This window comes from Mesorhizobium sp. M2A.F.Ca.ET.046.03.2.1, from assembly GCF_003952425.1.
Classification (GTDB): Bacteria; Pseudomonadota; Alphaproteobacteria; order Rhizobiales; family Rhizobiaceae; genus Mesorhizobium.
The window spans coordinates 6,315,989-6,328,181 of the sequence record NZ_CP034449.1 but is presented as its reverse complement, the minus strand read 5'-3'; the positions used below and the strand labels follow the sequence as shown (position 1 = coordinate 6,328,181).

Here is a 12,193-nt window from a genome sequence, read left to right as displayed (position 1 = left end):
AGCCGCGTCCCTATAGTCCGCGCATGATCAGGTCCGTTCAGTCCAGACATTTATGCGCCGCCCTCGCCGCTCTTGCCGGCGCCTTGATGGCCGGCACCGCACTGGCCGACGACAGCCAGTCGCAGAAACTGCCCGGCGTCAGCGGCGACTATCGCATCGCCAAACCGGCGCCGCAGCCGGAACCCGATGACGCGCAGCCCGCCGGCAGCGACGGCTCGTTCAAGATCGGCAACACCGATGTCAGGATCGGCGGCAGCATAACGATCGACATGGCAACGGGCGGCATGAAGCTACCGAACCACTGATCGCGGTCGCGGGTTGAGCGCCCCACAAAATGTAAGCCCCATCCCTGCTGTGCAGACGGATGGGGCTTCATGGATCTGAAATCCAACTTTGGCCGGGAGTGGACTGCCGGCGTTCTGTTTCGGATGCAACGCGGCGTTCAGCCGACGATCCGACTATGGTCTCTGATTGTAGGGAATCGGCAAGTCACGGTTTGTCGGGCCGGCGTTTCAAGTCTGCCCTGGCACTTATGCCCGCCGCGGCTCCATCTCCGTGTGGAGCCTCAAGGGACTGTCCGGTGGCGTCATGCTCCGCTCCTGGGTCCGTTGCGACAATGTCGTTCGAAGCGCTAATCGCTATCGCCTGCGGCGTCTCGCAGGCCGCCTGTTGGGCGGCGAGGCCATCGAAAGACAGCCGGCTTCGTTGACGCCTTTGAGACTGCCCCCGTGAGTCGCCGTCGTCAACCGTTGAATAGCCGGTTACCGAAAAATGTGATCGCCGGGAGGTTACGTGCGGGTAAGCAGAGTGGCTCGTGGATCGACGAGGCGGGCATCGGCGACACTTGTCTTCACGAGGCTTCGAGCAACTGTTTGCACAGCGCATGACGCGAATGTTTCCACAACGCTTTGTCAGGAGCGTGTTCGGCCTTTGTTCTTTCCGCTTGCCCGCTCGCGCGAAAGGCGGTTAAACCCATAATCGGCTTGTTCCGTCGAGATTGTGGCGTCTCTCGACGTGGCGGCAAAAATACCTACATAGGGGATGGCCGGGACAAACCCGCCCAATCCAGCAAATTCCAGATCTGAGGCGGCGACCGGCGATGGCCGACCATAAATATCTTTCCATTCGCGGGGCGCGCGAACACAATCTCAAGAACGTCGATCTCGACCTGCCGCGCGACAGCCTGATCGTCATGACTGGACTGTCGGGCTCCGGCAAGTCGTCGCTCGCTTTCGACACCATCTATGCCGAGGGCCAGCGCCGCTACGTCGAAAGCCTGTCGGCCTATGCCCGGCAGTTCCTAGAGATGATGCAGAAGCCGGATGTCGACCAGATCGACGGCCTGTCGCCCGCCATCTCGATCGAGCAGAAGACCACCTCGCGCAACCCGCGCTCGACGGTTGGCACCGTCACCGAGATCTACGACTATATGCGCCTGCTTTTCGCGCGCGTCGGCATCCCCTATTCGCCCGCCACCGGCCTGCCGATCGAGAGCCAGACGGTCAGCCAGATGGTCGACCGCGTGCTGGCGCTGGACGAAGGCACCCGCCTCTATCTGCTCGCGCCGATCGTGCGCGGCCGCAAGGGCGAATACCGCAAGGAACTGCTCGAGCTGCAGAAGAAGGGTTTCCAGCGCGTCAAGGTCGACGGCACCTTCTACGAGATCGCCGACGTGCCGGCGCTGGACAAGAAGTACAAGCACGACATCGACGTCGTCGTCGACCGCATCGTCGTGCGCGGGGACCTGGCCACCAGGCTCGCGGATTCGATGGAGACGGCGCTGAAGCTCGCCGACGGCCTTGCTGTGGCCGAGTTCGCCGACCGGCCGCTCGACTCCAGCCTGACCGGCGAGGACTCGGTCAACAAGTCGAAGAACGAGACGCATGAGCGCATCCTGTTCTCGGAAAAATTCGCCTGCCCGGTGTCCGGCTTCACCATTCCCGAGATCGAACCGAGGCTGTTCTCCTTCAACAACCCGTTCGGCGCCTGCCCGACCTGCGACGGCCTCGGCAGCCAGCGCGCCATCGATCCCAACCTCGTCGTGCCGGACGAGAACGTCTCGCTGCGCGACGGCGCCATCAGCCCGTGGGCGAAGTCGACCTCGCCCTATTACGCGCAGACGCTTGAAGCGCTGGGCAAGGCCTATGGCTTCAAGCTCGGCGACAAGTTCAAGGATCTGAGCGCCCAGGCAAAAGAAGCCGTGCTGCATGGCACCGGCGAGCGCGAGATCACCTTCCAGTATGATGACGGCCTGCGCTCCTACAAGACCACCAAGACCTTCGAGGGCGTGATCCCCAATCTCGACCGGCGCTGGAAGGAAACGGAATCGGCCTGGATGCGCGAGGAGATCGAGCGCTTCATGTCGGCCACGCCCTGCCCCGCCTGCAACGGCTACAGGCTGAAGCCGGAGGCGCTGGCGGTGAAGATCGGCGGCAAGCACATCGGCGAAGTGACCGAGCTGTCGATCCGCAAGGCCGACCAGTGGTTCACCGACCTGCCGGCGCAGCTCAACGACAAGCAGAACGAGATCGCGGTGCGCGTGCTCAAGGAGATCCGCGAGCGGCTGCGCTTCTTGAACGATGTCGGCCTCGACTATCTGACGCTGTCGCGCAACTCCGGCACGTTGTCCGGCGGCGAAAGCCAGCGCATCCGGCTGGCCTCGCAGATCGGCTCAGGCCTCACCGGCGTGCTCTATGTGCTGGACGAGCCGTCGATCGGCCTGCACCAGCGCGACAATGCGCGTCTGCTCGACACGCTGAAGCACCTGCGCGATATCGGCAACACGGTGATCGTCGTCGAGCATGACGAGGACGCCATCCTGCATGCCGACTATGTCGTCGACATCGGCCCGGCCGCCGGCATCCACGGCGGCCGCATCATCGCGCAAGGCACGCCGCAGCAGATCATGGCGACGCCCGCCTCGATCACCGGCAAGTACCTGTCCGGCGAGCTCGAAGTGGCGACGCCCGCGGTGCGCCGCGAAGCCAAGAAGAACCGGCGCATCAAGGTGGTCGGCGCGCGCGGCAACAATCTGAAGAACGTCACGGCCGAAATCCCGCTCGGCACCTTCACCGCGGTCACCGGCGTGTCGGGCGGCGGCAAGTCGACCTTCCTGATCGAGACGCTGTTCAAGGCGGCCTCGCGCCGCATCATGGGCTCGCGCGAGCATCCGGCCGAGCACGACCGCATCGAGGGGCTGGAATTCCTCGACAAGGTCATCGACATCGACCAGTCGCCGATCGGCCGCACGCCGCGCTCCAACCCGGCGACCTATACCGGCGCTTTCACGCCGATCCGCGACTGGTTCGCCGGACTCCCCGAAGCCAAGGCGCGCGGCTACCAGCCGGGGCGCTTCTCCTTCAACGTCAAGGGCGGCCGCTGCGAGGCCTGCCAGGGCGACGGCGTCATCAAGATCGAGATGCACTTCCTGCCCGACGTCTACGTCACCTGCGACGTCTGCCATGGCAAGCGCTATAACCGCGAGACGCTCGACGTGCTATTCAAGGGCAAGTCGATCGCCGACGTGCTCGACATGACCGTCGAGGAAGGCGTCGAGTTCTTCTCGGCGGTGCCAGGCGTGCGCGACAAGCTGGTGACGCTGAACCAGGTCGGCCTCGGCTACATTCATATCGGCCAGCAGGCGACGACGCTGTCGGGCGGCGAGGCGCAGCGCATCAAGCTCGCCAAGGAATTGTCGCGCAAGGCGACCGGCAAGACGCTCTACATCCTCGACGAGCCGACCACCGGCCTGCACTTCCACGACGTGGCCAAGCTGCTCGAAGTGCTGCACGAGCTGGTCGACCAGGGCAACACCGTGGTGGTCATCGAGCACAATCTCGAGGTGATCAAGACCGCCGACTGGGTGCTCGATCTCGGCCCCGAGGGCGGCGACGGCGGCGGCGAGCTTGTGGCATCAGGCACGCCCGAAGCGATCGTGCGCGAGAAGCGCAGCTATACCGGCCAGTTCCTGAAGGAGCTTCTGGAGCGGCGCCCCGGAGGCAAACGCGAAGCGGCCGAGTGATGGCAGGTAGCGGCCTGATCTCCATCGAAAGCCGCTTCGATACCGTCGCGGCCATAGCTGCCGGGATGCAGAAGGTTGTCGCGAGCGCTGCCGGAGTCGACCAATCATGAGGCTGGCCCGCCCCGACGATCTCGCCGGCATCGTCGCGCTGACCACCGAAGCCTATGCGCCCTACACGGCCATCTTCGACGCGCCCCCGATCCCGGTCACCGAGGATTATGGGCCGCGCATCGGGCGCGGCGAAGTCTGGCTGCTGCAAGAAGGCTCGGACCTCGCCGGATTGATCGTGCTCGAGCGTCATGCGGACCACGCCATGATCTTCAGCATCGCCGTTTCGCCGGCCTTCCAGGGCAGGAAGCTCGGCATCAGATTGCTCGACTTCGCCGACAAGCAGGCCCGGTCATGGGGAGTGCCGGAAGTGCGGCTCTACACCAATCCGCGCATGGCGCGGAACATCGCGCTCTATGCGGCGTACGGCTATCGTGAAACGGGTCGCCGCGTCAATCCATACAGACCAGGATGGACATTGGTCGACATGGTGAAGCCCGTCGACCGGGCAGCCTGATAGCAGGTTCAAACGGAGGAGGAAGACGATGACTGCCCAAGGAAAAATCCGCTCCGGCATGGGCGGCTGGACCTTCGAGCCGTGGGATACCTCCTTCTATCCGGAGAAGCTCGCCAAGGCCAAGCAACTGCACTACGCCAGCCGCCAAGTGCCGAGCATCGAGGTCAACGGCACCTATTATTCCAGCTTCAAGGAACCGACTTTCGTCAAATGGGCCGACGACGCGCCGGATGGCTTTGTCTTCTCGCTCAAGGGCAACCGCTTCGTCACCAATCGCCGCGTGCTCGGCGAGGCCGGTGAATCGATGATGCGCTTCCTCGGCTCCGGCGTTACCGCGCTCGGCGACAAGCTCGGCCCAATTCTGTGGCAGTTCGCGCCGACCAAGAAATTCGATGCCGACGATTTCGAAGCGTTCCTGAAGCTTCTGCCCGAGAAGCAGGATGGCGTGCCTTTGCGCCATGCGCTCGAAGTGCGCCACGACAGCTTCATCGTGCCGGAGTTCCCCGCATTGGCGCGCAAATACAACGCCGCGATCGTCTATGCCGACCACGCCAAATATCCGGCGATCGCCGACGTCACCGGCGACTTCGTCTATGCGCGATTGCAGACCGGCAGCGACGACAACCCCGACTGCTACACGCCGAAAGGCCTCGACGAATGGGCGGGACGTGTGAAGACCTGGGCCGAAGGTAAGCAACCCGCCGACCTGCCGCGCGCCGACCCGAAGACCGATGCGCCGGTCAAGCCGCGCGACGTGTTCGCCTACTTCATCAGCGAAGGCAAAGTGCGCGCGCCCTTCGGCGCCATGGCGCTGATGAAGCGGGTGACAGCCTAGAGCTGCGGACCTCCACAGCGGCCATAAATCAAACGCCAGAGTTTTGTTCGGCGCGCCATGCGACGCTGGTCGGCCGGTGGCTTGTCGGAACCTGCCGGCCGTCTTGACCGTTCTGTCTCAGCCGCCGACCGCAGGAGACCGCTGCGAAGTCGCAACAGCTGCCGAAGGTCGGAACGGGACGCAGCCATCTCGCGAATCGCTTGCGAAGTCCCGCAGCGTCGGAAAGGAGCGAGGAAAGATGATCGTCATCGTCGGTGCCTTGCTTACCGTTGCAGGCGTCGTGTACATGGCGGCCGCCACTCTGAGGCGCGGACGACTAAGTGATCCAGCACCCCGTCCGGCGCCGAACCTGGCAACATCGGGCCCGACATTGGAGCCGCGGCGCCGTCGGCTCGGTTTCCTCGGCCTGTCGCAGAATTGGCCGGGTCTGGCGATGATGGCAATTGGCTTTGTCCTGCTATTGTCGGTAATGATCCTGTAACGCAGGAATCCTCGCATCTTTGCGGCGATCGTAACGTAATCGATACTTCCTTGCTCCATTAATGGACCTACGTCAGGTTGGAGAAGCCTGGCGCCGGCAAGGACGCGCATGCTGCTCGACTACAACTCACTGCTTCTGGCCGTCGGCTTCTCCGCCGCTTGCCTCAGCCTCACCCTGTCGGAACCTGGATGGCCGCCCGTTCCGACAAATTCCTTTTGACATGGGCAGTCAGCGTTCTGGTCGTGGTGTGCGAAGTCTTTGCCTACGACGCCTATATCAAGGCGCCAGGAACGGCCCTTGGCGTGCTGACGCTGGCGGTGCTGCTGCTGGGCTTCTCGGTCATGCTCGGTGCTGCCCATCAGTTCAGGACCAGGCGCTCGCCCTTGCCGCTTATCGCGCTCGGCGTCGGCATTTCCTGTGCCCTGGCGCTGCCGCCCATGGCGCTCGGCTATGACGGCCTGGGCTTCATGCTGGAGAACGCTCTGGCCGCGCTGCTTCTGTTCGGCACGGCGTATGAATATTGGCGGGGCCGCGCGGAGGCGCCCGTCCATCTCATCGGCGTGTCGCTGCTCTATTCACTGACCGCGGCATCCTTCGTGCTGTGCGCGGCCGTGCTGGCGTGGGATGGCAAACTGGTTCTCGGTCACGCGCCAAGCAACTGGGCGGAGGACCTGAGCCTCGTCATCGTCATCGCTTCCATGACCGGCATCGGCGCATTGTCGCTGGCGCTCAACCAGGGTCGGCTCGCCCGCCACCATCAGCGCGAGGCGCAAACCGATGCCTTGACCGGCCTGCTCAACCGCCGCGCTCTGTTCGACCTGCACGGCAAGACGCCGGTCAACGCCTTCACCGCTGTGGTCGTGTTCGACCTCGATGGCTTCAAGGCGATCAACGACCAGTTCGGCCATGCCGCCGGCGACGAGGTGCTGAGGGTCTTTGCCGAAGTGCTTTGCGCCGATCTGCGCCCGAACGACTCCGTCGCCCGCATGGGCGGTGAGGAATTTGCCATGGTGTTGAGGCGCATTTTAACCGAGGTGGCTGGAGCAACGGCCGAACGTGTCAGGGCCGCGTTCGCCGTGCGCACGGTTGAGACCGAAACCGGCCCGCTGTGCTGCACGGTCAGCGCCGGCTTCGCCTTCGGCAGCACGGACGGCATGAGCTTCGACAAAGTGCTCAGCGCCGCCGACAAGGCGCTCTACGCCGCCAAGCGCGCCGGCCGCAATCGCGTCCTGGACTTCCGCCTCGCCGGATGACCTTTTCGGGGCCTCCTGCTCACTCTCAGTGGTGAGCAATCACGTCGTTGAAGGCGTCAAGGTCGACATAAAAAACCTTGGTCATTTCGCCGAGCAGATCATCCTCGTCATAGCCTTGCGACATCAGGATGTTGATCGCGGTCATGATATCGACGCGCTCCGTGAGGCGCCGCTTCTGATAGTCCTCGACAAAACGTTCCATCGCCATCCCCTGGCAAGAGTCTTTTTGGACGCATTGACCGACAATCACTGCGGGGAAAGCTAAGCAGACTTGCTTGCGTGGAACTTGCGGGCGGTGTCCGCGCCTTCCCCCCTCATTCGCGCGACTGGTACGGAAAGCGGCCGACTCACCAAGGCCAAGAAAAGACTAGCATGGAGTATTGAGCGCACCAGAGCCGTCGAACACTTAGTCATCTTTGGGCGTAGCGAGCGAAACGGAGCGAAGACCCGAGGATCCATGCCGTTACTTGGAAGCGTTACTGATGGTGCGGAATTTGGAATGGCGCTGCGCAAAGAACCCTATTCTGTAGAGCAGCACTCTTCGGCCAACTCACGGAATGGACCCTTGGGTCTGCGCCGCGTCGCTTCGCTCCTTGCTTCGCCCAAGGATGCGAGTTACACCGTGAGGAACTTCCGCACATCCGCCCGGTCGAGATCCTCGGCCGGACCCGTATGCACGATCTGCCCGCGATCCATGATGTTGACCTCGTCGGCTAGCTCGCGGCAGAAGTCGAGATATTGCTCGACCAGAAGCACGGCGATCCCCGCCTGGTCGCGCAGATAGCGGATGGCGCGGCCGATATCCTTGATGATCGACGGCTGGATGCCTTCGGTCGGCTCGTCGAGCACCAAAAGCTTCGGCCGCATCACCAGCGCTCGGCCGATGGCGAGCTGCTGCTGCTGCCCGCCGGAGAGATCGCCGCCGCGGCGGCCGAGCATCTGCTTCAGCACCGGAAACAGCTCGAAGACATGCGCCGGGATGTTGCGGTCCGCGCGCCGCAGCGGCGCGAAACCGGATTCCAGGTTCTCGCGCACCGTCAGCAGGGGAAAAACCTCCCTGCCCTGCGGCACGAATGCGATGCCCGACCGGGCGCGGTCATACGCCGCGCTCCGGTCGAGCGCCTTCCCCTCGAAGGCAACGCTTCCGCTCGTCAGCCGGTGGTGGCCGACGATCGATCTCATCAAACTGGTCTTGCCGACGCCATTGCGGCCGAGCACGCAAGTAATCTTGCCGGCGCCCGCCTTCAGCGAAACGCCGCGCAGCGCCTGGGCGGCGCCATAGTGAAGCGTGGCATTGGAGACTTCGAGCATGGTCAGCCCCTTCTCCAGCGCTTCAGGAAAGCGAAATCGAAACGGTAGAACGGAACCCGCCAGACCATGCTCAGCGCCCCAGATAGACTTCGACGACGCGCTCGTCCGCCGAAACGAAGTCGAGCGTGCCTTCCGAGAGCACCGAGCCCTCATGCAGGCAGGTGACCTTGACGCCGAGCTCGCGCACAAAATGCATGTCATGCTCGACGACCACCACTGAATGGTCGCGGGCGATGTCCTTGAGCAGGCGCGCGGTCTCCTCGGTTTCGGCATCGGTCATGCCGGCAACCGGCTCGTCGACGAGCAGCAGCTTCGGGTCCTGCGCCAACAGCATGCCGATCTCCAGCCACTGCTTCTGGCCGTGGCTCAGATTGGCTGCGAGCTCGTCGCGCTTGTCGCCGAGACGGATGATGCCGAGTATGTCGTCGATGCGCCGCGCCTCGGCCGCCGAGCGGCGATGGAACAGCGCCGGGAAGATCGAGCGCGGCCCCTTCAGCGCCAGCATCAGATTGTCCTCGACGCTGTGGCTCTCGAAAACGGTCGGCTTCTGGAATTTGCGGCCGATGCCCATCATGGCGATCTCGGCCTCGTCGTGGCGCGTGAGATCGACCTGGCCGTCGAAGAAGACTTCGCCCTCGTCCGGCCGCGTCTTGCCGGTGACGATATCCATCATCGTCGTCTTGCCGGCGCCGTTGGGCCCGATGATCGCCCGCATCTCGCCCTTGTCGAGCACCAGCGACAAATTGTTGATGGCGCGAAAACCGTCGAAGGAGACCGAGACGCCGTCGAGATAGAGGATGGTGTTCGAGTTGTTCATGTTCGCTCACTCCGCCGGCTGCGGCTCGGACCCGGTAGCCGACCAGGCGCCGGGCGTCCGTGCCGCAGAGCGAACGATCTTCGGCTGCGGCATCTCTGGATCGGCGCCGGCTTCTGCGGCAAGCGAGGCCGCGCGCAGCGCCTTGGCCTTGCCGCGCCAGCCGTCCCACATACCCACGATGCCCTTGGGCAGCAGCAGCGTGACGGCGACGAACAGCCCGCCCAGCGCGAACAGCCAGAATTCCGGCAGCACGCCGGTGAACCAGGATTTGCCGGCATTGACGAGCAGCGCACCGATGATCGGGCCGACGATGGTGCCGCGCCCGCCGACGGCGGTCCAGATCACCACCTCGATCGAGTTGGCCGGATCGAATTCGCCGGGATTGATGATGCCGACCTGCGGCACGTAGAGCGCGCCGGCTATGCCGGCCATGATTGCCGAGACGGTGAAGGCGAACAGTTTGACGTTCTCCGCCCGCCAGCCAAGGAAGCGGGTGCGGCTCTCGGCGTCGCGCACGGCCATCAGCAGCTTGCCGTATTTGGAACGCACGATGGCCGCGGTCACGAAGACGGCAAGCGCGAGCGTGACGGCGCTCGCCGCAAACAGCGCCGAGCGCGTCGCGTCCGCCTGCACGCTAAAGCCGAGAATGTCCTTGAAATCGGTCAGGCCGTTGTTGCCGCCGAACCCCATGTCGTTGCGGAAGAAGGCGAGCAGCAGCGCATAGGTCATCGCCTGCGTGATGATCGACAGATACACGCCGGCGACGCGGCTGCGGAAGGCGAACCAGCCGAAGACGAAGGCAAGCAGGCCGGGCACGGCCAACACCATCAGCGCCGCGAACCAGAAATGGTCGAAGCCGTACCAGAACCAGGGCAGCTCCTTGTAGTTCAGGAACACCATGAAGTCGGGCAGGATCGGATTGCCGTAGACGCCGCGCGAACCGATCTGGCGCATCAGATACATGCCCATCGCATAGCCGCCGAGCGCGAAAAAGGCGCCGTGGCCGAGCGAAAGGATGCCGCAATAGCCCCAGACCAGGTCGAGCGCGAGGGCCAGCAGCGCGTAGCAGAGATATTTGCCGACCAACGCTACGATGTAAGGCGGGATGTAGAAAGCGCTTTGCGGCGACACCGCGAGGTTGAGCAGCGGCACGATGATGGCTGCCGCGAGCAGCGCGAAGATCGTAACGCCAATCCGGCGATCGGCGGCAAAGAAGCGCTGCGCGATCATGCTTCCACCGCCCTGCCCTTCAGCGCGAACAGGCCGCGCGGGCGCTTCTGGATGAACAGGATGATCAGCACCAGGACGACGATCTTGCCGAGCACCGCGCCGGCATAGGGTTCGAGGAACTTGTTGACGATGCCGAGCGAGAAGGCGCCGACCAGCGTGCCCCACAGATTGCCGACGCCGCCGAACACCACGACCATGAAGCTGTCGATGATGTAGCCGCGGCCGAGATTGGGCGACACGTTGTCGATCTGGCTGAGCGCCACGCCGGCGATGCCCGCAATGCCGGAGCCCAGCGCGAAGGTCAGCGCGTCGACCCAAGGCGTCTTGATGCCCATGGAGGCCGCCATGCGCCGGTTGGCGGTCACGGCGCGCATCTGCAGCCCCCAGGGCGTGCGCTTCATGACGTAGAGCAGGACGCCGAACACCGCTAGCGCGAACACCAGGATCCACAGCCGGTTCCAGTTGATCGCGAGCTGGCCGATATCGAACGAGCCGGACATCCAGGACGGATTGCCCACCTCCTGGTTGGTCGGCCCGAAAATGGTGCGCACCGCCTGCTGCAGGATCAGCGAAACGCCCCAGGTGGCCAGCAGCGTCTCGAGCGGCCGGCCATAGAGGAAGCGGATGATGCCGCGCTCGATCGCGAGGCCGACAAGCGCCGCGACTAGGAAGGCGAGCGGCAGCGCGATCACCAGCGACCAGTCGAACAGGCCGGGAAACGAGGTGCGGATCACCTGCTGGACGACGAAGGTCGTATAGGCGCCAAGCATGACCATCTCGCCATGCGCCATGTTGATGACGCCCATGACGCCGAAGGTGATGGCGAGCCCGATCGCGGCCAGCAGAAGCACCGATCCGAGCGAGATGCCGTACCAGATGTTCTGCCCCGCATCCCAAAATGCCAGCGTCGAATTGATACTCGCGATTGTGGCCGTCGCCGCTTCCTTGACCGCTCCGGAGGCGTTGGCCTCGACGGAGGTGAGAAGCGAGACCGCGTCGCGGTCGCCGCGGGCGCCGATCAAGGCAATTGCGGCGAGCTTGTCCGTATCGGGCTTGTCCGAAACCAGTATGGAAGCGCCACGCGCCTGCTCCAGCAAAGCCTTGACGCTCGCCACGGTTTCACTGGCGATCGCCGCGTCGAGCGGCTCGATGTTGGCGGCATCAGGTGTCTTGAACATGGTGTCGGCGGCGGCGATGCGGACAGTCGGATCCTTGGAACCAAGCGTCAGCGTGCCCAACGCATCGCGGATAGTGCGGCGCAAGGTGTTGTTGATGCCGATCTGGGTCAAGTCATCTGCGGAAGCCTCGCCCGCTGCCTCGCCGCTCAGCGGGTCGAAAAGCTGGATGCTGTCGCTGCCTTCCGTGCCGACAAACACCATCGAGTCGGCGGCGCGAATGTAAAGATTGCCTTCCGCCAATGCAGCAAGCGGCCGTTCGACAGCCGGATCGCCCGTGGCTGTCAACTCGCGAACGATAACTCCAGTCTCGGAAAAGTCCGCAGCTGTCGCGAATTTGGCGATGATGGCACGCAGATCGGCTTCCGCAGCGCCCGAGGACGACAGCGTCGTCAGAAGGAACAAAAGCGTGAGGCCAATCGCACGGAAGATCTTCATCGGTATTTGGCGACCCTTGAGGGTTTAATGGGCGTCCGGACGGTGGAGGAAACCGTCCGGACGCGCG

At 63.9% G+C, this 12,193-nt stretch carries 10 protein-coding genes and 1 pseudogene; 6 read left to right on the top strand and 5 right to left on the bottom strand.

All coding sequences use genetic code 11. From position 1 onward, the window contains the following. The first annotated feature begins 23 nt into the window (after window positions 1-23). The 6 genes and pseudogenes from EJ072_RS30130 (at window position 24) to EJ072_RS30105 (ending at window position 7,155) form a co-directional block, all read left to right on the top strand. Complete coding sequence (locus tag EJ072_RS30130) at window positions 24-305, top strand: hypothetical protein (protein WP_126082571.1); 282 nt, start codon at window positions 24-26, stop codon at window positions 303-305. 794 nt (window positions 306-1,099) lie between these two features. Then, a complete protein-coding gene (uvrA, locus tag EJ072_RS30125) occupies window positions 1,100-4,021 on the top strand; it encodes an excinuclease ABC subunit UvrA (RefSeq protein ID WP_126082570.1) in 2,922 nt (973 codons plus the stop codon). A 106-nt stretch (window positions 4,022-4,127) separates the two neighbouring features. Further along, window positions 4,128-4,586, top strand: a complete 459-nt coding sequence (locus EJ072_RS30120) for a GNAT family N-acetyltransferase (protein WP_126082569.1) — start codon at window positions 4,128-4,130, stop codon at window positions 4,584-4,586. A gap of 28 nt (window positions 4,587-4,614) precedes the next feature. Further along, window positions 4,615-5,421, top strand: coding sequence for a DUF72 domain-containing protein (locus EJ072_RS30115; RefSeq protein WP_126082568.1), 807 nt, complete (start codon window positions 4,615-4,617; stop codon window positions 5,419-5,421). Between the two features lie 238 nt (window positions 5,422-5,659). Continuing rightward, window positions 5,660-5,902: a hypothetical protein gene (locus tag EJ072_RS30110; protein WP_126082567.1), complete on the top strand. Its 243-nt coding sequence runs from the start codon at window positions 5,660-5,662 to the stop codon at window positions 5,900-5,902. Window positions 5,903-6,010: 108 nt separating this feature from the next. Then, window positions 6,011-7,155 (top strand): annotated as a pseudogene (locus tag EJ072_RS30105) (GGDEF domain-containing protein). A 25-nt stretch (window positions 7,156-7,180) separates the two neighbouring features. Here EJ072_RS30105 and EJ072_RS30100 read toward each other — a convergent pair. The 5 genes from EJ072_RS30100 to urtB all read right to left on the bottom strand — a co-directional run bounded on the left by EJ072_RS30100 (window position 7,181) and on the right by urtB (window position 12,126). Beyond that, a complete protein-coding gene (locus tag EJ072_RS30100; RefSeq protein WP_126060673.1) occupies window positions 7,181-7,357 on the bottom strand; it encodes a hypothetical protein in 177 nt (58 codons plus the stop codon). A 413-nt stretch (window positions 7,358-7,770) separates the two neighbouring features. After that, window positions 7,771-8,466 carry an urea ABC transporter ATP-binding subunit UrtE gene (urtE, locus tag EJ072_RS30095; protein ID WP_041000655.1) on the bottom strand — a complete coding sequence of 232 codons (696 nt, stop codon included), beginning with the start codon at window positions 8,464-8,466 and terminating at the stop codon, window positions 7,771-7,773. Window positions 8,467-8,536: 70 nt separating this feature from the next. Next, a complete protein-coding gene (gene urtD / locus EJ072_RS30090) occupies window positions 8,537-9,283 on the bottom strand; it encodes an urea ABC transporter ATP-binding protein UrtD (RefSeq protein ID WP_126082566.1) in 747 nt (248 codons plus the stop codon). 6 nt (window positions 9,284-9,289) lie between these two features. Then, window positions 9,290-10,513: an urea ABC transporter permease subunit UrtC gene (urtC, locus tag EJ072_RS30085; RefSeq protein ID WP_126082565.1), complete on the bottom strand. Its 1,224-nt coding sequence runs from the start codon at window positions 10,511-10,513 to the stop codon at window positions 9,290-9,292. Beyond that, entirely contained in the window at window positions 10,510-12,126 is a 1,617-nt protein-coding gene (gene urtB, locus EJ072_RS30080; RefSeq protein WP_126082564.1) for an urea ABC transporter permease subunit UrtB, read from the bottom strand. Before urtB ends, urtC begins: the two co-directional genes overlap by 4 nt. Window positions 12,127-12,193: the final 67 nt, after the last annotated feature.